This window comes from Tardiphaga sp. 619_E2_N8_4 (assembly GCF_051810905.1).
GTDB classification, from domain to species: domain Bacteria; phylum Pseudomonadota; class Alphaproteobacteria; order Rhizobiales; family Xanthobacteraceae; genus Tardiphaga; species Tardiphaga robiniae.
The window spans coordinates 4,669,256-4,693,535 of sequence record NZ_JBPWQJ010000001.1; the positions used below are offsets into that span (position 1 = coordinate 4,669,256).

20 protein-coding genes are annotated in these 24,280 nt (G+C 62.0%); 8 read left to right on the forward strand and 12 right to left on the reverse strand.

The genetic code is table 11. From position 1 onward, the window contains the following. Positions 1-4: 4 nt before the first annotated feature. The 7 genes from AB8A23_RS22490 to AB8A23_RS22520 form a co-directional block, all read right to left on the reverse strand. The gene (locus tag AB8A23_RS22490; RefSeq protein WP_439058187.1) at positions 5-466 is read right to left on the reverse strand and encodes a MaoC family dehydratase; all 462 of its coding nucleotides are present in this window, start codon (positions 464-466) and stop codon (positions 5-7) included. A 106-nt stretch (positions 467-572) separates the two neighbouring features. Continuing rightward, complete coding sequence (locus AB8A23_RS22495; RefSeq protein WP_439058186.1) at positions 573-2,315, reverse strand: AMP-binding protein; 1,743 nt, start codon at positions 2,313-2,315, stop codon at positions 573-575. A gap of 14 nt (positions 2,316-2,329) precedes the next feature. Further along, entirely contained in the window at positions 2,330-3,217 is an 888-nt protein-coding gene (gene mmsB, locus AB8A23_RS22500; protein WP_439058185.1) for a 3-hydroxyisobutyrate dehydrogenase, read from the reverse strand. 82 nt (positions 3,218-3,299) lie between these two features. Then, positions 3,300-4,370, reverse strand: a complete 1,071-nt coding sequence (locus AB8A23_RS22505; protein ID WP_439058184.1) for an enoyl-CoA hydratase/isomerase family protein — start codon at positions 4,368-4,370, stop codon at positions 3,300-3,302. After that, complete coding sequence (locus AB8A23_RS22510) at positions 4,367-5,512, reverse strand: isobutyryl-CoA dehydrogenase (RefSeq protein WP_439058183.1); 1,146 nt, start codon at positions 5,510-5,512, stop codon at positions 4,367-4,369. Before AB8A23_RS22510 ends, AB8A23_RS22505 begins: the two co-directional genes overlap by 4 nt. A gap of 88 nt (positions 5,513-5,600) precedes the next feature. Next, positions 5,601-7,097 carry a CoA-acylating methylmalonate-semialdehyde dehydrogenase gene (locus tag AB8A23_RS22515; protein WP_068730703.1) on the reverse strand — a complete coding sequence of 499 codons (1,497 nt, stop codon included), beginning with the start codon at positions 7,095-7,097 and terminating at the stop codon, positions 5,601-5,603. 163 nt (positions 7,098-7,260) lie between these two features. Then, positions 7,261-7,941, reverse strand: coding sequence for a TetR/AcrR family transcriptional regulator (locus AB8A23_RS22520; protein WP_089267273.1), 681 nt, complete (start codon positions 7,939-7,941; stop codon positions 7,261-7,263). 176 nt (positions 7,942-8,117) lie between these two features. Here AB8A23_RS22520 and AB8A23_RS22525 point away from each other — a divergent pair, with 176 nt between their 5' ends. The 4 genes from AB8A23_RS22525 to fabF all read left to right on the forward strand — a co-directional run bounded on the left by AB8A23_RS22525 (position 8,118) and on the right by fabF (position 12,865). Further along, the gene (locus AB8A23_RS22525) at positions 8,118-8,888 is read left to right on the forward strand and encodes an enoyl-CoA hydratase (RefSeq protein WP_439058182.1); all 771 of its coding nucleotides are present in this window, start codon (positions 8,118-8,120) and stop codon (positions 8,886-8,888) included. Between the two features lie 109 nt (positions 8,889-8,997). Further along, positions 8,998-10,194, forward strand: coding sequence for an acetyl-CoA C-acyltransferase (locus AB8A23_RS22530; RefSeq protein WP_439058181.1), 1,197 nt, complete (start codon positions 8,998-9,000; stop codon positions 10,192-10,194). Between the two features lie 74 nt (positions 10,195-10,268). Continuing rightward, positions 10,269-11,552: an MFS transporter gene (locus AB8A23_RS22535; protein ID WP_439058180.1), complete on the forward strand. Its 1,284-nt coding sequence runs from the start codon at positions 10,269-10,271 to the stop codon at positions 11,550-11,552. Positions 11,553-11,602: 50 nt separating this feature from the next. Then, entirely contained in the window at positions 11,603-12,865 is a 1,263-nt protein-coding gene (fabF, locus tag AB8A23_RS22540; protein WP_439058179.1) for a beta-ketoacyl-ACP synthase II, read from the forward strand. A gap of 1 nt (position 12,866) precedes the next feature. On the opposite strand, the gene AB8A23_RS22545 is transcribed toward fabF, so the two are convergent. Both AB8A23_RS22545 and AB8A23_RS22550 read right to left on the reverse strand, forming a co-directional pair. Further along, positions 12,867-14,423 (reverse strand): acyl-CoA carboxylase subunit beta, encoded by a 1,557-nt coding sequence (locus AB8A23_RS22545; RefSeq protein ID WP_439058178.1) that lies wholly within the window; start codon positions 14,421-14,423, stop codon positions 12,867-12,869. Further along, positions 14,353-15,321, reverse strand: a complete 969-nt coding sequence (locus AB8A23_RS22550; protein ID WP_320443935.1) for an IclR family transcriptional regulator — start codon at positions 15,319-15,321, stop codon at positions 14,353-14,355. The genes AB8A23_RS22545 and AB8A23_RS22550 overlap by 71 nt, the downstream gene beginning before the upstream one ends. 238 nt (positions 15,322-15,559) lie before the next feature. Here AB8A23_RS22550 and AB8A23_RS22555 point away from each other — a divergent pair, with 238 nt between their 5' ends. The 3 genes from AB8A23_RS22555 (at position 15,560) to AB8A23_RS22565 (ending at position 19,362) form a co-directional block, all read left to right on the forward strand. After that, the gene (locus AB8A23_RS22555; protein WP_068730696.1) at positions 15,560-15,781 is read left to right on the forward strand and encodes an acetyl-CoA carboxylase biotin carboxyl carrier protein subunit; all 222 of its coding nucleotides are present in this window, start codon (positions 15,560-15,562) and stop codon (positions 15,779-15,781) included. Between the two features lie 179 nt (positions 15,782-15,960). Beyond that, positions 15,961-17,112 carry a TAXI family TRAP transporter solute-binding subunit gene (locus tag AB8A23_RS22560; RefSeq protein ID WP_439058177.1) on the forward strand — a complete coding sequence of 384 codons (1,152 nt, stop codon included), beginning with the start codon at positions 15,961-15,963 and terminating at the stop codon, positions 17,110-17,112. A gap of 45 nt (positions 17,113-17,157) precedes the next feature. Then, positions 17,158-19,362 (forward strand): TRAP transporter permease, encoded by a 2,205-nt coding sequence (locus AB8A23_RS22565; RefSeq protein ID WP_439058176.1) that lies wholly within the window; start codon positions 17,158-17,160, stop codon positions 19,360-19,362. A 35-nt stretch (positions 19,363-19,397) separates the two neighbouring features. On the opposite strand, the gene AB8A23_RS22570 is transcribed toward AB8A23_RS22565, so the two are convergent. Both AB8A23_RS22570 and ilvA read right to left on the reverse strand, forming a co-directional pair. Next, positions 19,398-19,850: a hypothetical protein gene (locus AB8A23_RS22570; protein ID WP_089267265.1), complete on the reverse strand. Its 453-nt coding sequence runs from the start codon at positions 19,848-19,850 to the stop codon at positions 19,398-19,400. A 158-nt stretch (positions 19,851-20,008) separates the two neighbouring features. Beyond that, positions 20,009-21,526, reverse strand: a complete 1,518-nt coding sequence (ilvA, locus tag AB8A23_RS22575) for a threonine ammonia-lyase, biosynthetic (RefSeq protein WP_068730692.1) — start codon at positions 21,524-21,526, stop codon at positions 20,009-20,011. Between the two features lie 228 nt (positions 21,527-21,754). On the opposite strand from ilvA, the gene AB8A23_RS22580 reads away from it, so the two are divergent. Then, positions 21,755-22,828, forward strand: a complete 1,074-nt coding sequence (locus AB8A23_RS22580; RefSeq protein ID WP_439058175.1) for an acyltransferase family protein — start codon at positions 21,755-21,757, stop codon at positions 22,826-22,828. On the opposite strand, the gene AB8A23_RS22585 is transcribed toward AB8A23_RS22580, so the two are convergent. After that, positions 22,825-24,255 (reverse strand): O-antigen ligase domain-containing protein, encoded by a 1,431-nt coding sequence (locus AB8A23_RS22585; RefSeq protein ID WP_439058174.1) that lies wholly within the window; start codon positions 24,253-24,255, stop codon positions 22,825-22,827. The genes AB8A23_RS22580 and AB8A23_RS22585 overlap by 4 nt on opposite strands. Positions 24,256-24,280: the final 25 nt, after the last annotated feature.

Consider the following 24,280-nt stretch of genomic DNA (forward strand, 5'->3'; position numbering starts at 1 on the left):
CTCCTTAATTGAAATAGACAAGGCCGAGCCAGTCGGCGACCAGCGCCGGCTTGTCCTCGCCTTCGATCTCGACGGTCACATGGGTGCGTGTGAACAATTCTTTCGGCTTGCGCAACGTCGCCTCGGTCAGCGTGAAGCGGCCGCGGATGCGCGATCCTGCTTTGACCGGCGACACAAAGCGCACTTTGTCGGTGCCGTAATTGACGCCCATGGCGACATCGGCGAGTTGCGGCAGCGCCTCATAGGAAAACACCGAGAGCATCGACATGGTCAGGAAGCCATGAGCGATCGTCGTGCCGAACGGCGTTTCGCGCGCACGCGCGGGATCGACATGGATGAACTGAAAATCCTCCGTCGCCGCAGCAAACGCATCGATGCGCTTCTGGTCCATGATGTGCCAGGGCGACACGCCGACTTCCTTGCCCACCATGGCGATATAGGCATCACGTTCAATCATCGCGCTCATTCAGTCTCAGTCCTCAAAATCCAGTTGCGTTGCGGGCGCAGATTCCACAGCGCGCACCCTGACGCCAAGCGAAATTGTGCGCTGCAGCCATGCAAAGCGCGACAAATTACCGCTCGCCCTCTTGCGATCCTGCCGCGCGGAGTGCCTGCAATTCGGGGAAATCCTCTTCGCGAAACTCGACGCCGCGAAGAGGATCGCTGCGATCGTCGGCGTCTTCGAGCCGACGCAGGTGGACCCTGCGAATCTTGCCCGAAATCGTCTTCGGCAGCTCGGTCACGAACTCGATCCGACGTATACGTTTGAACGGCGCCAGACGCACATGCAGATGCTGATAGATCGACAGCGCCGTCGCCCTGGACGGCGCGGTATCGCCGATCAGCAACACATAGGCCTTGGGGATGGCGAGCCGGATCGGATCGGGGCTCGGCACGATGGCGGCCTCAGCCACGGCATCGTGTTCGAGCAGGATACTCTCCAGCTCGAACGGGCTGATGCGATAGTCCGAGGATTTGAACACATCGTCGGAGCGACCGACGAAAGTGAGATAGCCATCGTCATCGGAAAATACGACGTCGCCGCTGCGATAGATCTCACCGCTTGCACCGCTCACGCTACCGTCTTCGGCCTGATAGCCCTGCATCAATCCTGCCGGGCGATCGACGCCAAGCACGAGACTGACCTCGCCCTCCTTCGCCGGATTGCCGTCGGCATCGACAACGCGAACCTTCCAGCCCGGCAACGGACGGCCCATGGAGCCCACCTTGACGGTCTGGCCCGGCGAATTGCCGGCCAGCGCGGTGGTCTCGGTCTGGCCGTAGCCGTCGCGAATGGTGAGGCCCCAGGCCGCCTTGACCTGATCGATCACTTCCGGATTGAGCGGCTCACCGGCGCCGCAGACCTCGCGCAGCGCGACCTTGAAGGTCGCCAGCTTCTCCTGAATGAAGAGCCGCCACACTGTCGGCGGTGCGCACAGTGTCGTCACGCCGCAGCGGCCAATGGTGGCAAGCAGGCCCTTGGCGTCGAAACGCGGCTGATTGACCACGAACACCGTTGCGCCGGCATTCCATGGCGCAAAGAAGCAGCTCCAGGCATGCTTGGCCCAGCCCGGCGAGGAAATGTTCAAATGCACGTCGCCGGGCTGCAGTCCGATCCAAAACATCGTCGAGAGTCCGCCGACGGGATAGCTGCGCTGGCTGTGCCGCACGAGCTTCGGCTTCGCCGTGGTGCCCGAGGTGAAATAGAGCAGCATCGGATCGTCAGCCCTGGTCGGGCCATCCGGCGTGAATGTGTCAGGGAATTCGGCTGAGGTCTCGAAAGCCAGCCAGCCGTCGTGAGACGATCCGGCGTTGACGACGATCTGCCCGATGCCTTCGGTCTTCAGGCTGCCGAACTTGGCGACCTGATCCTCTGCCGCCACAACAAGCTTGGCGCGCCCACGGTCGAGCCGGTCCTGCAATTCATCCGAGGTCAGCAGCGTCGTTGCAGGAATGATGACCACACCGAGCTTGATCGCAGCCAGCATGGTCTCCCAGAGCGGCACCACATTGCCGAGCAGCAGCAACAGATGATCGCCGCGCTTCAGCCCCTGCGCGCGCAGGAAATTAGCAACCTGATTGGAGCGACGTGACAGTACCTCGAACGACAGCTTCGTCTCGCGGCTGGCGGTCGCATCGACGATCCAGAGCGCGGTCCGGTCCTTGCTGACGGGATCATGGGCGAGTTCGGCGTCGAACCAGTCGAGCGCCCAGTTGAAGTCGACCGGATCGGGCCAGCGAAAGCCGGCAACGGCGGCGGCGTAGTCGGTGCGGTGTTCGAGGAGGAAGGCGCGGGCCTGCTTGAACGTGGTCATGCCGACGCGCTCCGCTATTTCGGCATCAAATGCCTAAGGTGATGAATGATCCCCGAGAAGTCATCACCGCCGTGACCTTCCTTCTCATAGGTCTCATAGATGCTCTCGGCATGAGCGCCGAGCGGCGTCCTGGCGCCGGCGGCCTTGGCGGCTTCCTGTGATAGCCTGAGATCCTTGAGCATCAGTGCTGCGGCAAAACCCGGCTTGTATTCATTGTTGGCCGGCGATGTCGGCACCGGTCCCGGCACCGGGCAATAGGTGGTCAGCGACCAGCACTGGCCCGACGAGGTCGAGGCCACATCGAACAGCGCCTGATGCGACAGACCGAGCTTCTCGGCGAGCACGAAGGCTTCGCTGACGCCGATCATCGAAATGCCGAGGATCATGTTGTTGCAGATCTTGGCCGCCTGCCCCGCGCCAGCATCGCCGCAATGGACAATCTTCTTGCCCATGGCTTCCAGGACGGGCTTGGCCGACGCGAACGCCTTGGCATCGCCGCCAGCCATGAAGGTCAGTGTCGCGCCCTTGGCGCCGCCAGTGCCGCCCGAGACCGGCGCATCGACCGACGGCAGCTTCTGCGCAGCCGCCAGTTCATGCGCCATGCGTGCGCTCTCCACGTCGATGGTCGAGCAATCGATCATCAGCGCCCCCTTGGCGGCAACGGGAATGACCTCGCTCCAGACCGACACCACGTGTTTGCCGGCCGGCAGCATGGTGATGATGACCTCGGCGCCCTTCACGGCATCGACCGCCTTGTCAGCAATGGTCACGCCATCCGCCCTCGCCTGCGCGCGGGACGCCTCGACGAGATCGAAGCCTGTGACCTTGTGGCCTGCCTTGACCAGGTTGGCGGCCATCGGGCCACCCATATTGCCGAGACCGATGAATGCAATGCTGGTCATGTCCTGCCCTCGTGATCGTTTGTTTGTTTTTAAAGCCTGATGAAAACGGCGAAATCCAACTTTCGTTCAGAACGCTCGACCTTCAGAAGGTCAGCTCAACATCCCGTTTGGCCAGATAGCGCGCGACAATCTCCGCTGTCACGCCCTCGAGATCCGGTGGCTGCCATTTCGGATTGCGATCCTTGTCGATGATGGCCGCACGCACGCCCTCGACGAAATCGGCGCTATCAAACACCTCCAGCGCCGCGAGATATTCGCGCGACAGACATTCCTCGAGCGACTTCGACGCGCGCGCTAGCCGCAACAGCTTCAGGGTAACCTTGAGCCCCCGCGGTGATTTGTCGGACATGGCCTTGATCGTCGCCAGCGCGAAATCTGAACCGTCCTGCTCAAGCGCAGCCACGATCTCCTCGACGCTATCATGGGCGAAAGCGCGATCGATCAGCGCACGCTGCGCCGTGACTGGACCGGTTTGTTCCGGGGCTGCAAACTTCTTGAGTGTCGTCATCACCGACGCTGCATCGGCACCTGCCGACAGCTTTGTCAGCGCTTCGCGCAATGCCGGCCAATTGACGGTGTCGATCAGGACGTCCGCCATATGCGCAGCAAGCGCATCGGCACCATTTGCCGTCAGTCCGGTCAGACCGAAATACGTCCCGAGTTCGCCCGGCGCGCGCGACAACAGCCAGGTGCCGCCAACATCGGGGAAGAAGCCAAGGCCGACTTCCGGCATCGCCATCCTGGTCTTCTCGGTGACGATGCGATGGCTGGCATGGCCGGCCAGACCGACGCCGCCGCCCATCACGAAGCCATCCATATAGGCCACATAAGGCTTCGGAAATTTCGCGATCCGCGCGTTGACGATATATTCCTCGCGCCAGAAGATCTTGCCGAGATCGCCTTTGACCTTGGCACTCTCATAAAGACCGCGGATATCGCCGCCGGCGCACAATCCGCGTTCACCCGCACCTTCGAGGATAATCAGCGCGACTTGCGGATCTTTCTCGAACACGTCGAGCGCCGTGGCGATCTCGCGGGTCATCTCCAACGTCAGGGCATTCAGCGCCTTCGGCCGGTTCAATCGGATCACACCGGCTGCGCCTTCCCGCGCGACGATGAGGTCGCCCGTCCCCGTTGCCACGTCCGAACTCATCGCGCGCCCTCGATCAATTTGCGCGACACGATCAGCCGCATGATCTCGTTGGTGCCTTCGAGGATCTGGTGCACCCGCAAATCACGCACGATCTTCTCGATGCCGTATTCGGCGAGATAGCCGTAGCCGCCATGCAGCTGCAGCGCGTCGTTGGCGACCTCGAAACCGATATCGGTGCCGAAGCGCTTGGCCATCGCGCAGAGCATGCCGGCATCGGCATCCTTGCGGTCGAGTGCCGCCGCCGCTCGCCAGAGGAAGGTGCGTGCGGCTTCCAGTTCGGTCGCCATGTCGGCGATACGAAACTGCAGCGCCTGGAATTCGTCGAGGCGCTTGCCGAACGCCTTGCGCTCTTTCATGTAACTCAGCGACTTATCGAGCGCAGACTGCGCGCCACCGAGCGAACACGCCGCGATGTTGAGACGGCCACCATCAAGACCGGACATGGCGATCTTGAAGCCGATGCCTTCGTCACCGAGCCGGTTGGCGATCGGCACGCGGCAATTTTCGAAGATCACGGCGCGTGTCGATTGCGCGTTCCAGCCCATCTTGCGTTCGTTGTTGCCGAACGAGAGACCGGGCGTGCCCGCCTCCACCACGATGGTTGAGACGCCGCTGGCGCCCTCGCCGCCGGTGCGCACCATTACGACATAGATGTCGGTATCGCCGGCCCCGGAGATGAATTGCTTCTGGCCGTTGAGCACATAGTGGTCGCCGTCGATGACAGCGCGGGTGCGCAGCGCCGCTGCATCCGATCCCGAACCCGGCTCAGTCAGGCAATAGCTCGCCAGTAGCTCCATGGTGCAGAGACGCGGCAGCCACTTCCGGCGCTGTGTCTCATTCCCATAGAAGTCGATCATCCACGACGCCATGTTGTGGATCGAAATGAAGGCCGAGGTGGTCGGGCAACCGGTCGCCAGCGCTTCAAAGATCAGCGCGGCGTCGAAACGCGTCAGCGCGGAGCCGCCGACATCGTCACGGATGTAGATACCGCCCATGCCGAGCTGCGCGGCTTCGCGCATCACCTCTTTGGGGAAATGCTTCTCCTCGTCCCATTTGAGCGCAAAGGGAGCGATCTTCTCCGCAGCGAATTCGCGCGCCATGTCGCGAATAGCGGTCTGTTCCTCATCGAGAGCGAATTGCATCACGCCCTTCTTGTTGATTGTTGATCAGCCGGGAAAATGAAACGGCCCGGTGCACCACCTTTGGGAGCGCCGGGCCGCTTGCGTGTTCTTACTTCATCAACGGGATCGAGAACTCGGCGCCTTCCTTGACACCAGATGGCCAGCGCGCGGTCACCGTCTTGGTCTTGGTATAAAAGCGGATCGAATCCGGACCATGCTGGTTGAGATCGCCGAAGCCGGACTTCTTCCAACCACCGAAGGTGTAATAGGCGATCGGCACCGGGATCGGCACGTTGATGCCGACCATGCCGACATTGACCTTGGCGGCGAAGTCGCGCGCAGCGTCACCGTCACGGGTGAAGATCGCAACGCCGTTGCCGTAGTCATGATCCGACGGCAGCGCGAGAGCTTCTTCGTAATCGTGGGCCCGCACCACCGACAGCACGGGCCCGAAGATCTCTTCCTTGTAGATGCGCATGTCCTTGGTGACGTTGTCGAACAGACAGCCACCCATATAGAAGCCGTTCTCGTAGCCCTGCATCTTGAAGCCGCGGCCATCGACGGCCAGCGTGGCGCCTTCCTTGATGCCGATATCGACATAGTTCTTGACGCGGTCGACGGCTTCCTTGGTCACCAGCGGACCGAAGTCAGCCGACGGATCCACGGAGGTGCCGATCTTCAGGCTCTCGACGCGCGGGATAAGTTTTTCCATCAGGCGGTCGGCCGTGGTCTTGCCAACAGGCACGGCCACCGAGATCGCCATGCAGCGCTCGCCGGCCGAGCCGTAGCCGGCACCGATCAGCGCATCGACGGTCTGGTCCATATCCGCATCGGGCATGATGATGGCGTGGTTCTTGGCGCCGCCGAAGCACTGCGCGCGCTTGCCGGTCGCAGCGGCGCGCTCATAGATGTACTGGGCAATCGGCGACGAGCCGACGAAGCCGACAGCCTTGATGTCTTCGTCGTCGAGAATGGCGTCGACGGCTTCCTTGTCGCCGTTGACGACATTGAGGATGCCCGGCGGCAGGCCGGCCTCGATCATCAGTGCGGCGAGCATCATCGGCACGCCGGGATCTCGCTCCGAGGGCTTCAGGATAAACGCATTGCCGCAGGCGATGGCCGGACCGAATTTCCACATGGGGATCATCGCCGGGAAGTTGAACGGCGTGATGCCCGCGACGACGCCGAGCGCCTGGCGCATCGAATAGATGTCGATGCCGGGACCAGCGCCTTCGGTATATTCGCCCTTCATGAGATGCGGAATGCCGCAGGCGAATTCGATCACTTCCAGGCCGCGCTGGATATCGCCCTTGGCGTCCGGCACAGTCTTGCCATGCTCACGCGCCAGGCAATCAGCCAGCTTGTCGTAGTCGCGATTGGCGAGTTCGAGGAATTTCATCAGCACGCGGGCGCGGCGCTGTGGATTGGTGTTGCCCCAGGCGACCTGCGCCTCGGCAGCATTGAGCACCGCGGCGCGCATCTCGGCCTTGCTGGCCAGCGCAACCTTGGCCTGAACTTCGCCAGTCATCGGCTCGAAGACGTCCGCAAAACGTCCGGATTTGCCCTCGACCTCACGGCCGCCGATGAAATGTCCAATCGTGCGCATGCGTTTCCTCCTGGAAGCCAAATTTGGCCCGATGTTGATCAGGCTTTTTGGCGTTTGGAAAGGCCCTGCGCGCGCGGCGGATTTGCGAAATTGCAGGCTCGCTGCAGTTTCGCCCTGTCAGAATGTCACCGCCGCGACAATGTCGCAGGCAGTGTGCCAATTATCAGTTCTTGGCTGGAGATACGGCCTTGGTTGCCGCCTTCTTTGCAGTCGGCTTTCTAGCCCCGCTCTTGGGAGCCTCAGCCTTGGACGCTGTCGGCTTCGGCGCTGCAGCACGGCCCAGCACGGCCTCGCGGCCAGCGCTCAAAAGTTCTTCGGACAACTCGCCATTGCCGGCGGCGCGGGCGAGCACGATGGTGCCCATCATGGTGGCGAGCGCCGCCATCGCCTGTCTGCGCGCCGATTTGCTCGGTCCGCCATGAAACTGCTCGGACATCATCTCGATCATCTGATCGAGTTTGGCGGCAAACACTTTGCGCGTCTTGGGGCTCTCGCGCGCGATCTCAGCGCCCAGCGCCGGGACGGCGCAACCATGGCCCGGATTGTCGCGGTGCTGCGGCGACAGGTAAGAATCCACGATCGTGGCCAGACGCTGATCCGGCGCCGCCTGCCCGGCCAGCTGACGCCAGCGATCCGTCGAGCGGTCCATCGCATAGGCGAAGGCTTCAATCACCAGCGCCTCACGCGAATCGAAATGCGCATAGAAGCCGCCATGGGTCAGACCCGCGTCCTTCATGAGGTCGGCCACGCCGATGCCATGCGCGCCCTTTTCGCGCAGACGCACGGAAGCCTTCTTCACGATCCGCGCATGCGTCTCGAGCTTGTGTTCCTTCGAATAGCGCATCGGCGGTCCATTCAAGACAAATAGATGATGTCGATCATATTACTCACGCTGCTCCGCATGCGCAACGCACACCTGGCCGCAGGCCTTGACAACACCGCAGTTTGACGCGGAATTGATAGGAGCAAGACCGGCGATCCGCGCCGGCCCAAGGAAATGCCAAGGGACGAGACGATTTCATGCATATGCTCAATCCCCATTGCGGTGTCGAACGTGACCCGCGAGGTATAGTTCGGCTGACGATCTGCAACGCCGGCTCACTCAATATTCTCAATTCAGCCGCAATCAAGGGCGTTCGCGAAGGCATCGAGGTATTGGCCACAGAACGCGCCATTCGCGCGCTTGTCATCGCCGGCCAGAGCGAAAAGAGCATGATTGGCGGCGCCGACATCAAGGAAATGGCGACGCTGGATCAGGCCTCCGCCGAGAAATTCATTTCCGGCCTGAGCGATCTCTGCGAAGCCGCCCGCGCTTTTCCCGCGCCTGTGATCGCCCGCATCCCCGGCTGGTGCCTTGGCGGCGGCCTCGAATTTGCTGCCGCCTGCGATTTCCGGATCGCTTCGCATGATTCCAAATACGCCATGCCCGAGGTCAGGGTCGGTATCCCCTCGGTGATTCACGCTGCCCTCTTGCCGCGCCTGATCGGTTGGGGCCGTGCGCGCTGGCTGATCATGACCGCCGCCACCATCGATGCACCGACCGCGCTCAATTGGGGTCTGGTCGATGTGGTTGCGGCCGAAGGCGCGCTTGATGCCGAAGTTGAAAAGACGATCGAAGCCATACTCGAGTGTGGACCCGAGGCTATGCGGTCGCAAAAAGCCCTGCTGAAACAGTGGGAAGAGCTGCCGCTGAAGGAATCCGTCAATCTCAGCGTCGGCGTGTTCGGCGAGGCCTATCTGACCGGCGAGCCGCAGCGACTGATGCAGGGTTTCATCAACCGCAAACGCTAGCAGCTCGACCTCACGAGAATTTTGCGTAGGCCGGCATTGCGTATCTTGCAGCGCATCATATGATGAGTGTCATCCAAATGACCCGCGCTTGCGCGAAGGAGCCTCCATCATGTCCGCAGCTTCAGATCCGGTCGTCATCGTCTCGGCCACCCGCACTCCGCTCGGCCGCTTCCAGGGCGAACTATCGCCCTTCTCCGGCCACAAGCTCGGCAGCCACGTCATCGGTGCCGCCGTGGCACGCGCGAAACTGACACCCGAGCGCATCGATGAAGTCTTCATGGGCTGCGTGCTTCCCGCCGGCCAGGGTCAGGCGCCCGCCCGCCAGGCCGCCCGAGGTGCCAAGCTGCCGGATGCCACCGGGGCCACGACGATCAACAAGGTCTGCGGGTCCGGCATGAAGGCGACCATGCTTGCCCACGACATCATCCATGCCGGTTCGGCCGAGATCGTCGTCTCCGGCGGCATGGAGAGCATGACCAATGCGCCCTATTTGCTGCAGAAGGCGCGCGGCGGTTACCGCGTCGGCCATGATCGCATCATCGATCACATGCTGATGGATGGGCTTGAGGATGCCTATGAGGTCGGTCGCTCGATGGGTGACTTCGGCGAAGCCACCGCTGAGGCCTATCAGTTCACGCGCGGAGATCAGGACGCCTATGCGATCGAAACGCTGACCCGCGCGCGCAAGGCGGTGGAGAGCGGCGCCTTCAAGGCAGAGATCACGCCACTGACCATCGTCGAGAAGTCCGGACCACGCGAGATCGCCAATGACGAACATCCGCTGAAGGTCGATCCCGCCAAGATCCCGAACCTCAAACCAGCCTTCCGCAGTAACGGCACTATCACGCCCGCTGCTTCGTCCGCCAATGCCGATGGCGCTGCCGCCCTGGTGCTGGCCAAGCGTTCCCTCGTGGATCGTGAGGGCCTGCCCGCGCTGGCCGTGATCCATGGCCACGCCACGCACAGCCAGGAACCGCAATGGTTCACGACCGCGCCCATTCCGGCAATCCGCAAATTGCTCGACAAGGTCGGCTGGAGCGTCGCCGATGTCGATCTGTTCGAAATCAACGAGGCCTTTGCCGTGGTGCCGATGGCCGCGCAACGCGACCTTGGCATCCCTCGTGAGAAGCTCAACGTCAATGGCGGCGCTTGCGCACTGGGCCATCCGATCGGCGCGACCGGTGCGCGGCTGATCGTGACGCTGCTGCATGCGTTGGAAGCCAGAGGGCTGAAACGCGGCGTCGCGGCGCTGTGCATCGGCGGCGGTGAAGCGACCGCGATCGCCATCGAACGCATCGTTCACTGAACCGCCTTTCCCAGATATGATCGTCGCGGCGGTGGTCGCCGCGACGCCTATTCTCATTGATTGCAGGAAACCAGATGATTTCCGGATGGCTCTCCACTGCCCTCGCCCGCCGCAACATTCACTATGGATGGGCGATGATCGCCGTGACCTTCGTGACGGCGCTGGTCAGCGCTGCAGCGGTTGGCGCGCCCGGCGTCTTCATCGTGCCGCTGCAGAAGGAGTTCGGCTGGAGCACCGCAGAGATTTCCTCCGCCATGTCGATCCGCTTCGTGCTGTTCGGCCTGATGGCACCGTTCGCCGCGGCGCTGATGAACCGTTATGGCTTGCGCAACGTCACGCTGATCGCCCTGCTCGTCGTTGCTGCAAGCCTCATCTTGTCGCTCGGAATGACGCAGGTCTGGCAGCTCATGGCGCTCTGGGGCGTCGCCGTTGGTATTGGCACTGGGATGACGGCGCTGGTGCTCGGCGCCACCGTCGCAGCGCGCTGGTTCAGCGCACGCCGTGGTCTCGTCGTGGGTATCCTCACCGCGAGCGCGGCCACCGGCCAGTTGATCTTCCTGCCGATCCTCGCCAGCATCACCGAGCACAGCAACTGGCGCTGGGCACTGGCGCTGATGTGCGTGATGCTGGCCATAGCCGCGCTCGGGGTGCTGCTGGTGATGCGGGACCGTCCCAGCGACATCGGCATTCGCCCCTATGGCGACACCAGCACCGAACCGCTGGCCGCGCCGCCACCGAACACCTCGCCGATCATGGCGGCAGCGCTCGGTGCCCTGCGTGATGCTGCCCAGACCAAGGTGTTCTGGATCCTGTTCGCCACGTTCTTCATCTGCGGCGCCAGCACCAACGGGCTCGTGCAGGTGCACCTGATCCCGATGTGCCTCGACTTCGGCATCCCGCAGATTCAGGCGGCCGGACTGCTTGCGGCGATGGGCGTGTTCGATTTCGTCGGTACCATCGCGTCAGGCTGGCTGTCCGATCGCTACGACAACCGCTACCTGCTGTTCTGGTATTACGGCCTGCGTGGCCTCTCGCTGCTGGCGTTGCCGTTCACTGACTTCTCGTTCTACGGTCTGTCGCTGTTCGCGCTGTTCTATGGCCTAGACTGGATCGCCACCGTGCCGCCCACCGTGCGGCTTACAGCGTCGAAGTTTGGACCTGAACGCGCGGGTCTGGTATTCGGCTGGATCTTCGCCGGTCATCAACTGGGCGCAGCAACGGCGGCATTCGGCGCCGGCCTGTCGCGCACGGTCCTGCTCAGCTATCTGCCTGCCTTTTTCGCGGCAGGTGCGCTATGTATTATTGCAGCGCTGATCGTGCTGGCGATTTCAAAAGACAAGAAGGTCGCGACCGCCTGATCCCCGCGGGATCAGGCCGCTCGCCACTCATATCAGAACGGGAATTCATCATGCGCCGCGTTGTAATTACGGGGATGGGAGCGGTATCGCCGCTTGGTTGCGGCGTCGAGATCAACTGGTCTCGGCTGCTCGCGGGCCAATCCGGCCTCCGCCTGTTGCCGGAGGCCATGACCGCTGATCTCGCCGCCAAGGTCGGCGGCCAGGTACCCGACATCGCGAACGATCCGGAAGGCGGTTTCGATCCTGACAAGGCGGCGCCGCGCAAGGATCAGAAGAAGATGGATCGCTTCATCCTGTTTGCGCTGATGGCAGCCGATGAAGCCATCACGCAGGCCGGCTGGCAGCCCAAGGATGCACGGGAACGTCAGCGCACGGCCACGATCATCGCCTCCGGTATCGGCGGCTTTCCAGCCATTGCCGACGCCGTCCGCACGACAGATACCAAGGGCATCCGTCGGCTGTCGCCGTTCACCGTGCCCTCGTTCCTGGTCAATCTCGCCGCCGGTCACATCTCGATCCGCTACGGCTTCGAAGGCGCTCTCGGCGCACCCGTGACGGCCTGCGCCGCTGGTGTGCAGGCGATCGGCGATGCCGCGCGCCTCATTCGCTCCGGTGAAGCGGATGTCGCCATCGCCGGGGGGGCCGAGGCCTGTATCGACCGCGTGAGCCTCGGCGGCTTCGCCGCCGCTCGCGCACTCTCCACCGACTTCGTTGCCAATCCGGAGCGCGCCTCGCGTCCGTTCGATCGCGACCGCGACGGCTTTGTCATGGGCGAAGGCGCCGGTGTCGTGGTGCTTGAGGAACTGGATCATGCCTTGGCGCGTGGCGCGAAGCCGATCGCCGAACTGATCGGCTACGGCACGACGTCCGATGCGTTCCACATGACAGCCGGTCGCGAGGACGGCGACGGCGCCAGGCGCGCGATGGATATCGCTCTGGCACAGGCCAACATCACGCCTGCCGATGTCCAGCATCTGAACGCCCATGCCACATCGACGCCGGTCGGCGATCACGGCGAGCTCGAAGCGATCAAGTCGATCTTCGGAACGAACGGCGGAGTCGCTGTAAGCTCGACCAAATCCGCCACGGGCCACCTGCTCGGTGCAGCCGGAGGGCTTGAGGCGGTCTACGCAATCCTCGCGCTGCGTGACCAGATCGCTCCGGCCACGCTCAATCTCGAAAATCCCGATCCGTCTGCCGATGGCATCGATCTGATCCGCGGCAAGGCGCGGCCGATGGCCATGGAGCACGTGCTCTCGAATGGCTTCGGCTTCGGCGGCGTCAACGCCAGCGTGCTACTGCGGCGAATATAGCTTACGGCCGCATCGCGAGCCGTGACGGACCTGCCGTGCGGAGCGGTTCGGCAAGACGTGCAAACTCACACAGCAGCGAGCGCGTCTTCGTGGGGTTGATGACTTCCTCGACCCAGAACTTCTCGGCCGAACGGAATGGCGAGCGCAGCTTGTTGAGGCGCTCCTCGATTTCCTGCTGCTTGAGCTTTGGATCGTCCGCCGCGTCGATCTCGGCGCGATAGGCCGCCTCGATGCCACCTTCCAGCGGCAGCGAGCCCCAATAGGCCGAAGGCCATGCGTAACGCATCGAGAACCGGTTGGCCGGCTGATGCACCACGCCAGCGACGCCGAACGCATTGCGGATGATAATCGTGCACCACGGCACCGTGGTCTGATTGACCGCGGCCATGGCGCGCACGCCGTGACGGATGGTCGCTGCCTTCTCCGCATCGAGCCCGATCATGAAACCCGGGCAATCCATGAGATAGACGACAGGCAGATGGAACGTCTCAGCCAGATCGACGAAGCGCACGACCTTCTGGCAGGCTTCCGCGGTCCACGAGCCGCCATAGTGGAACGGATCGCTGGCAAGCAGCAGTACCGCACGGCCTTCGAGACGCGCAAAACCGGTGATGATCGGCCGGCCGAAATTTGCCGCCATCTCGAAAAACGAGCCTTTGTCGACGACGGCGTCGATGATCGGGCGCATCTTGTAGACCTGCCGGCGATTGCGCGGCACGGCTTTCAGCAGAGATTCTTCCGCACGTTCGGGATCGTCATTGCAGGCGATCGTCGGCGGCAAGTCATAGACAGACGATGGCAGATAGGACAGGAAGCGCCGCGCGCAGGTGAATGCCTCCTCTTCGGTCTCCACGGCATGATCGACGCCGCCAGCGCGCGTCTGGATATCGGCGCCGCCGAGTTCCTTCTTCTCAAGCGACTGGCCGAGGCGCGCGACAACGGGAGGCCCGGCGACGAACATCGCGGAATTCTTCGTCATCACCGAATAATGGCTCGCTGCGAGCCGCGCAGCGCCGAGGCCGGCGACTGAACCAAGGCCGAGGCCGACGACCGGCACCTGCGCCAGATTGGACGTCGTGTACCAGTACCAGCGCGTGCCCCCGACGCCGCCCGGCAGATTGGCTGCGCCCCTGGTCTCGATGGTCTTGACCGAACCGCCGCCACCGGAGCCTTCGATCACGCGAATGATCGGCAGCCGGAAGTCATGCGCCATTTCCTCAGCCATCAGCGGCTTGGCCGAAATCGAGGCGTCTGCCGAACCGCCGCGCACGGTGAAGTCGTCGCCGACAACGACGACGGGACGGCCGTCGATCTTGCCGCGACCAAACACGCAATTCGCCGGCGTCAGATGCTTCAGCTCGCCAGACGCATCGTATTCGCCGATGCCGGAGACTGCCCCGACTTCGTGAAAGCTTTTTGCATCTATCAGTCTGTCGATACGTTCACGAACTGTGAGCCGGCCTTGGTCGTGCTGCCGCTTGACCTTGTCAGCGCCCCCCATCTCCCGCGCGAAGGCTTCGCGCCGGGCGAGGTCGTCGAGTTCCGGCTTCCAGTTCATTCATTCCCTCCGGGAGCATTTTTTTCTGAGCTGTTGGCGCGGGAGGCGCATCTGGAACGGGCGCACTGGTCAGGCCGCTATCTGCATTCTGAACCATCATGCTGATCGTGCCGCTGAGCTGACGCAGGATCGGAGCGATCTCGTCCTGCAGGCGCTGCTCGTCATACATGGCGGCAAGCAGACCGATGGTGACGACCACATAGGTCTGATACTGCGGCGACCAGATCGGCGTCGCAATGCCGGTAATATGCGGCGACCAAAGGCCACCTGCGAGGACGTAGCCGTTGTCACGCAGACATTCACGGTTCCCAACGATCTTGCCGCGCAGGATCTTGGCGTCCTCGGGCATTTCGCGCGCAATATCGTTGATCAGAGCATTGCCCACGTCTTCGTCGAGCGCTGCGGTGTAGGCATGACCGGCTGCAGTCCGGCCCATGGCAATGCGGCTGCCGGTGGTCGAATGCAATCCGAGCGCGTGATCGGCGCGGGCATATTCGAGATAGACCATGTGGAAACGATCGGGAATCGTGAAGCCGATCGTGCCAGGTACCTGCTCCGCCACTTCCTGCAAACGCAGGCGGATCAGGTTGCGCACCTGAAGTCCCCGCATCATCGAAGCACTCATCGCGACCGCACTCGATCCGATGCGGTACTTCTGATCTGCCGGCAGATAGGCGAGCTGGCCCATGCGCGTCAGCGTATGCGTCAGGCGCGATACGGTGGAGCGCGGCAGGCCGCAACGATTGGAGATTTCGAGATTACCAAGCCGGGCATCATGGCCCTCGAAGCAGCGAAGAATATCAAAGGCGCGCGAGACCACCTGGATCACATCGCCGTCGCCTGCCAAGTCGCTGGCGAGCATGCCTTGTTTGCTGAGCCGTTCCGAACGTCGTCCCATGATGCGTTTCCCTTAAAACGACGCATCTCGCGGGGAGCCAATCCGTTGGATTGTCCCGATGTGCGCCGCCGTCCCGTTCCACTCTGCGGAATTATATTCCACTTGCGGGCTACGCTACCTCAGGCAATCTGCGGCGACAACACCAAGCTGCTCGTTTCTTCTCATTCTTAGGAATTGTCCGGTCGCGTCGGCGCTACACCTATAGCGAGCAGCCGCCCGCGTGATCGCGGAGAACACCATGCCCGAGATCAAGATCCTCAGCGAAGTCGCCGGCCGCATCTGCTCACTGCCGCTCGCAACCGGCGATTCCGTGAACGAAGGCGACGAAGTGGCATTTGTCGAAGCCATGAAGATGGAAATTCCGGTCGCCTCTCCTGCCGCAGGTAAAATCAAATCGATGATTGTCGCGGTCGACGACGTGGTCGCGGAAGGACAGTTGCTCGGCACAGTCGAGACGTGAGCAGAAATGCAGTGGCGGCCTCGACTGCCGTACCAATGTGCTGCGGCATTCTGTCTGAGATGGTGACCGCTCCCATCATGCAGCGAACGGCCTCAGGACATTGCCAGCGCCTGACGGCGATGACATGATCGCCGAACAATAAAAAGCAATTCGCAAAGCGAATGCATCTGGAGGGGAAAATGCTTCACCGGCTCATCGCGCTGGCGTCCGTTGGCGTGCTCAGTTCGACCGGCGCTGTATGTGCGCAGGATATCAAGCTTCCACCGACCATGGCGGTCACCGCCTATGACACCGGCACTGCCGGCTTCAACATCGCCGTCGCCGTCGGCAAGATGATGAAGGACAAATATTCCACCGACGTGCGTGTGCTGCCTGCCGGCAATGATGTCGCGCGGCTGGCGCCATTGCGCGCCGGTCGCGCCACGATTGCCTGGATGGGCTCGGGCATCTACTTCGCGCAGGAAGGCGTGTTCGAATTCGGCGTCAAGGAATGGGGCCCTCAGCCAGCGCAGGTCACGCTGTCGACCATCGACTGTAATGGCGCCTCGCTCGGCGTCGCTCGTGATATCGGCGTGAAAGAGATCAAGGATCTACGCGGCAAACGCGTCGGCTTCGTCGTCGGCTCACCTGCCCTGAACCAAAACTCGCTTGCGATCATGGCGTTCGGCGGTCTCACCAAGGCAGACATCAAGCCGATCGAGTTCGCAAGCTACGGTGCAATGTGGAAAGGCATGGTGAACAACGACGTCGATGCAGCCTTTGCTACCACCATCACTGGCCCGGCCAAGGAAGTTGAGACATCGCCGCGCGGCATCATCTGGCCGCCCCTCCCCGCGGAAGACAAAGCCGGCTGGGAGCGCGTCAAGCGTGTGGCACCGTTTTTCAATCCACATGTCGCGACCTGCGGCGCGGGCATCACGGCATCAGCGCCCGTCAACATGAGCACCTACCCCTACCCCGTCGCGACCGTCTACGGCTTGCAGGCGGAAGATCAGATCTACGCGATCACCAAGGCGATGATCGTCAACTTCGACGCCTACAAGGACAACGCACCAGGCGCTTTGGGCCTCGCCGTAAAAGCGCAGTCCATGAAATGGGTCGTTCCGTTTCATCCCGGCGCCGTGAAAGCCCTCAAGGAAGCCGGCAACTGGACGCCAGAAGACCAGGCACACAATGACGGACTGCTGAAGCGGCAGGACGTCTTGAAGGCGGCATGGAGCGAATACGCCAAGGCCAGTGCATCAGCCGGCGAAAAGGAGTTTCTCGACGGCTGGATGACTGCCCGCGCGGCTGCGCTCAAGAAGGTCGGCATGCCGAACGGCTTCGAATAACGTCGTTATTTTTAGCTGTAACCGCGAACAATAATCGGGGCCATTATGTCAATTTCGTCACCCGATCATGCGCGGCCCGCATCCGACATTCCCGTAAAAATGGAACTCGATGATCCCCATGGAGTTGCCGACCTCCAGGAGTCCGAGGTCTCGCGCGTTCGCGCCTTGCATGGCGTGTGGCGCTGGGCACTGATACTAGCCACCCTCGCGACCGTCCTGCTCTGCATCAACCAGCAATTTTCGCTGCGTTTCTTTGTCGATGTCACGCAACTCAACACCGAATATTTCTATCTGCTGATCGCGCTGATGCTGCCGTTCACGTTCCTGATCTTTCCGGGAACGTCGAAGGCCGATCTCGACCGTGTGCCATGGTACGACGTCGTATTGTTCGTCGCCACTTTCGCTGCCGCGATCTTCCTGATGATGAACATCCGCAAGGCCGCGCAATTTGGCTGGGAATTCGACGGCGCACCTAAACCCGTGATCGCTGCAGGTCTCGTGATGTGGTTCGTGCTGATGGAGGCGCTGCGCCGCACCGGCGGCTGGAGCCTGTTGCTCAGCGTCTTCCCCTTCACGCTGTATCCACTGTTTGCCGACGCCAAATGGCTCGGACCGTTCCGCGGCACCCAGTCGACGCTGGAGCAGACCACGGCCTATCACGTGCTGTCGGGCGAAAGCCTGCTCGGCATTCCGATCCAGGCATTTGCCGACACCGTGATCGGCTTCCTGGTGTTCGGCACGGCGCTGATGATGACCGGCGCTGGAAAATTTTTCATCAACATTGCCTTCGCGATGTGCGGCACCTTCCGCGGCGGGGCTGCCAAAGTGTGTATTTTTGCGTCCGGCCTGCTCGGCACCGTCGGTGGCAGCATCGTGTCCAATGTGCTGACCGCTGGAACGATGACGATCCCCGCGATGAAGAAAACCGGCTTCACACCGTCCTATTCAGGAGCGATCGAAGCCTGCGCGTCCACCGGCGCCGTGCTGGCGCCACCGGTGCTGGGCGCGACGGCCTTCGTCATGGCGCAGTTCATGAACACGAGCTATGCCGACGTCGCCCTCGCCGCCACCATTCCGTCGATCTTGTATTACTTCGGTCTGTTCGCGCAGGTCGACAGCTACGCCGCGCGCCACAAGCTCGAAGGCATCCCGCGCGAGGAACTGCCCCGCTTCATGGACGCGCTCAAGGAGGGCTGGTACTATCTCTTTGTCATCGCGATCCTTGTCGTGATGCTGCTGTACTTCAAACGCGAGAGCCACGCGCCGTTCTACGCCACCGCTTTGCTGGTCATCCTGCATCAATGGTCAGGCCCGGCACCGTGGAAGAAGGGCAACACCGCCGTCCTGGCGCTCTCGATTGTGCTGACCGGATTGATGGTCTGGCTCGATCTGCAGAACGCCTATCTATGGGGAATGTGCATCCTCGCTGCACTCAATGAATTCTTCCCTGGCAAGAATTGGGGCGGCGCGCGCTGGATCCACTTCCTCGAACTGAACGGCAAGACCTTCGTCGAGCTGATCGCGATCCTCGCCGGCTGTGGGTTGTTAATCGGCGCGTTCTCGCTCACCGGCGTAATCTCGAGCCTGGCCAACGACCTTCTGGCGATCGCCGGCGGCAACGTCTTCCTGCTGCTGATCATGTGTGCCTTCACCAGCCTGATCCTCGGCCTCGGCCTGACGACGACGTCCTGCTACATCTTCCTCGCTATCCTTGTCGCACCGGCGCTGGAGAAGCTCGGCCTCAACAAGATGGCCGTGCACATGTTCATCTTCTATTGGGGCATGCTGTCGTCGATCACGCCACCGGTCGCCATCGCATCCTTTGCCGCCGCCGGCATCGCTGGCGCACCGGCGATGAAGACCGGCTGGGAGTCGATGTGGGTGGGCAGCATCATCTATTTTATCCCGTTCTTCTTCGTGCTGAATCCGGCGCTGCTATTGCAGGGCGACAGCCCTTACCTCGAAGCGTTCGGCCTTACCGGCCTTGCCTGTCTCGGCATCGTCTTCATCTGCGGCGGCATTCAGGGCTATCAGGCCTATGTGGGCGATCTGCGCCGTGCGGGCGCAATGGAATGGCCGCTACGTGTGCTGCTGGTGATCGGTGGCTTCGTGATGGCGACACCCGGAGGCGGCATCAATCCGCTGTCGCAGTGGCAGATCATTGCCCTCGCCGCCTGCATTCTCGCACCGACGGTGCTGATCGCGCTGGCGCTGATCAGGCGCGGCGATGCGCGGCTCGCGGTGTTATAATCGCGAAGGCATTCAGGTCGATTGAAGATTGAAAGCTAGAAGAACTCTTCCGGGCAGGGATCGACGATCTTCCAGAGATCCATGCCGTTCTTGATCTTCTTCATTTCCGGCGTGAGACCGCCGTTACGCGCAAGCCAGTCTTTCACCGGCGGCGGATAATAGGCCATCAGGTCTGAGGTGCCCTCGTAGCTGATCACCTTCATGCCGAAGGTGAAAGCCTTGTCGTAATAGGCTTGATGGAAGCCAAGACTGGCGCGCGGAGTCACACAGACCTTGTTCATCGGCACAATGCCGAACACCAGCGTGCAGGCCGAATTGCAGATGCCGTCGATGATCACCCGCTCCTTGCGGTCGCGGATGCGCTCATACTTGGCCTTGTATTCCTCGACATAGCCGCCGTGGTCGCGGGTGATGCGCAAATCTGCCTTGGCCGGAGCCACGGACAGCACCAGCAGGGACATCAGGACAGGCAGCAGCGAAAGACGCATCGCGTGATGAAACCGGTAAGGGACCCCAAGCCAACGCCCTTTTCCGGCATCAGCACACCGCCCGACTCTGGCCGGACAGTGCTAGTATTCCGTTAAGCATCGCCTTTGAGCGAAAAAAAGGCAGAAACCGGCCCTGCCTCACTCTCTGCCCACCCGGCCTAGCCGTTCAGGAACATCCGGTAGACCGGATTTTGTGTTTCGTCCTCATAGGGATAGCCGAGGGAGGTCAGCCGCTGCGTCAGGGTCGGCCGGTCGGCCTGCGGGACTTCAATCCCAACGAGCACCCGGCCGTAATCCGCACCGTGGTTACGGTAGTGGAACAGCGTGATGTTCCAGTCCGCGCCCATCTGGTCGAGGAATTTCAGCAAGGCGCCCGGACGCTCCGGGAACTCGAAGCGCAGGATAACCTCGTCCCGCAAAGCAGGCGGTGCTCGCCCGCCAACCATATAGCGGATGTGCAACTTGGCGGTCTCGTCCGCGCTGATGTCCAGCACCTTGTAGCCGAGCGCCTGCAACTGCCCGATCAGCTCGCCCTTGTCGTTCTTGGCGCCACTCAGCTTCAGGCCGACAAAGACATTGGCTTCCTTGGCATCGGCATAGCGATAGTTGAACTCGGTGATGTTGTGGTTGCCGATGGTCTGAATAAAGCGGCGATAGCTGCCGGGCTGCTCCGGAATGGTCACGCCCAGCAGGATCTCACGCGCTTCACCGACCTCGGCACGCTCTGCGACGTGCCGCAGGCGATCGAAATTCATGTTGGCGCCGCTGTTGATGGCGACCAGCGCCCCCGTGCGCGTGGGATTGTTCGCGGCATAGCTTTTCAGTCCTGCCAGCGCCAAGGCGCCGGCCGGCTCCGCGATCACGCGCATATCCTCGAAAATATCCTTGATGGCAGCGCACATCTCGTCGGTGTCGGCCGTGATCACATCATCAAGCAATTCACGGCAGAGACGGAATGTTTCGACCCCAGCCTGGCGCACGGCCACACCGTCAGCGAACAAACCGACGCGATTGAGAACGACGCGCTCGCCAGCATCTATCGCGGCTTTCATCGATGCAGCATCGACGGGCTCGACACCGATGACCTTGGTCTCCGGGCGCAGAAATTTGATGAAGGAGGCAACGCCGGCCGCAAGCCCGCCGCCGCCGATCGGCACGAACACCGCCTCGATCGGATCGGGATGCTGCTGCAGAATTTCCATGCCGATGGTGCCCTGCCCCGCGATCACGTCGGGATCGTCATAGGGATGCACGAAGGTCAGCTTCTGCTCGGCCTCGAGCTTGCGCGCATGCGCCGCTGCTTCGTCGAACGTGTCGCCGAACAGCACGGCATTGCCGCCCCAATATCTGACAGCATCGATCTTGATCGGCGGCGTGGTCACCGGCATCACGATGGTTGCCTTGATCCCGAGCCGCTGCGCCGACAGCGCCACGCCCTGCGCATGATTGCCAGCCGACGCGCAAATCACGCCGGCCGCGCGCTGCTCCGCGGACAGCCCCGCAATGCGGTTGTACGCGCCGCGAATCTTGAACGAGAAGACCGGCTGCAAATCCTCGCGCTTGAGCAGCACGGGGCTCCCCATGCGCGCGGTCAGCCGAACCATCGGGTCCAGCGGCGTCTGGATCGCGACGTCGTAGACGCGGCTGTCCAGGATTTTGCGAACGTAGTCAGTCACAGGTAGTCCTCGAACATGTGGCAGAGACCGAACTGGCCACAGAACGGCTTGCCGACAGCTTGTCGGCGCAGATGGGCACCGAAATGACCGAGAAATCAAGCCTGTTTTCCAGAAAAGCACCTATGAACGCCCGACCGCCATTTCATGGATCGGCGTTAACGATGGTGTACGGCTCTCGGCGTATGTTGTCTTGCTAATCCAAACATTCCGAACCAGCGATGCCCTACGATGCAACTATCGCCAGCCGAAGATGCAGAAGCACCAAGATCGCAGACCGATCGCACGCGTCAGGTCTGGATTGATTTTGCACGCGGTATAGGCGTCATTCTCGTGGTCTATGGCCACGTACTCGGCGGCCTGATACCGCCACATCTGTTTCCTGACGGACCGCTCGCGCAGTGGATGAGCTACACGCTCTACACGTTCCACATGCCGCTGTTCTTCTTTCTCGCGGGCCTGAACGTACAGCACAGCCTCACACGCGGCGTTCGGCCGTTCCTCGCCAGCAAGGCATGGACGATCGCCTATCCCTATGTGCTTTGGTCGCTGATCCAGGGCAGCGTGATCATGCTGATATCACGCAATGCCAATATTCCCATCACAGCCAGCGACCTCGTGGCGATCTGGTATCGGCCGATGGCGCAATTCTGGTTTCTATATGCGCTGATGATCTGCCACGTACTGGCCGTGCTCATTCCCAATCGCATCATCATGATTGCCGTCGCGCTCGCTGGCCTGATCGTATTCATACTGTTGCCGATCCGCCCCGATCTTGCGCTCACCATGCATCACCTGCCGTTCTACGTCGCAGGTCTCTATGCAACCCGCATCGTGATGGCGTGGCAGCCTCGTGGGAGAACGGGCTGGACCATGTTGACCGTGATCGCCACCGCTTTCACTGCGGCGGTTGCCGTTGGAGGACAGCTCTCCGGCTTCGATGCAAATAGCGCGACTTCGCTTCCGGCATGTATTCTCGGCATCACCAGCGTGGTGCTGCTTTGCAAATTGCTGAACGAGACGCGGCATCGCTGGCTGGCGCTGGTCGGCGTGATGTCCATGACGATCTATGTGCTGCACATCATGGCGGGATCCGGCACGCGGATCATCATGCAGATGCTGCACATGCCGCCAATGCCGTGGGTCTATCTCCTCGCAGGCACCGCGGCCGGTGTGATCTTGCCCATGGTAACCCATGTCGTGTTACAGCGGCTGAACCTGCTGGCACCACTCGGGCTTGCGCCACTGCCGAGGCGCAAACCTGCACCCGCTCCGTTTGTCAGCCAGGCCGCCCGATCGGACTAAACTCTGCCGGTCCGCGCCTGCTCCAGGGGCATCGCTGTATCCTCGGCAGATCTGACAGTCTGGTCGTGCGGACAGGCCATCGCGAAGATCATCCAGAACAGAGCAGATATCTCACCCGACGAGATACTGGTCAGGGGCAAGTGAATCAGGATACCGCCGAGCGACAGAGCTCCGAGCACCACGCCTTCTTTGGTCGGCATCCGCCATGCCGCAGACGTGCTCCAGACCCCGACCCAGATATAGGCTGCCAAACAAAGCAGCCCGACGGGAATGCCGAGCGTGAGCCAGCTCGCAATGATCTGGCCATCGACCGGCATGGTGCCCGCGACACCGATATCGGTGAAGCTGAAGCCAGACCCCACCACCATGCTGTCAGGTGTATTCCACAGCGTCACGAATTCTTCGAGACGCTCGTTGCCGCTGCCATCCTCGGAACCGCTGCCGAGCGACTGCAGCCGCTCGGTGATCACATCGCCGAAGGGCGTGAACAGGACTGCCGCCATGGCTGCGCCGACGATGCCAAGTCCGGTCGCAAGCGCCCGCCGCCGTGTGGATTGAAACACCATGCAGAACACCACGGCCAGCGCGAGCGCGATCCAGCCGGTCCGATACAGCGACAGCAACAGGCCCAGTGCCGCGGGCGCCAGGGCAATCAGCGACTGCCATCCCGGTCTCAGGAAGCCCAGCAACAGCAGTCCCGTTGCGGTGAAGGTCGCGTAAGTGGCGGGCCCGTTCATCGTGCTGAAGACGCGCACCATATAGGGTAGCGGATATCCTGCAGACAAGATCGAGGCGTAGTTCATCCAGAACCGATCCCAACTCGGCGGATCGACATATTGCCAGATGCCGTAGAGACCCGTCAGCGGCAGCACCACCAGAAAGATGCGCGCCATGGCATTGATGAGTTCACCGTCGGACCTTGCGCGCTGCTGCAAAGCGATGCCGTAGAGCACAGGCGCCGCCCACTTCAACGCACCTGTCGCAGCGCTCATCCAGTCATTCTGAAAAACCGACAGCATGGCACCGTAAGCGATGCAGGCCAGCACGATAGCCGGCGCGATCAGCCAGGGATCGCGCAACTGCTCGCGGGACGACAGCAACGTCCACAGGCTCGGTAACGGCGTCAGGATGAACAACAGCGGCCCGATCAGCATGATGCTGGCCGCGTCGTAGCCGACCGACACATCGACCACGCGCCGCACGAATGGTGCGAAGGCAAACAGCAGGATGGCCGACTGGATATGGGCCGCGGTGCTGCGTTGCCAGGCCAGCCAGCCAGCAGCGGCGCAGCCGACCACGAAGAGCGGACGCGACAATCCGCCCAGCGCGGGACCGACCACTAAGGTCACGATCAGAAGCAGCGCAGTCGGTAGCCACCCGGACAGGACGAAATCCACCGGACCGGATTTGAGTCGGCCTTGATTCATAAAGGCAGACTATAGCGAGCAGCCT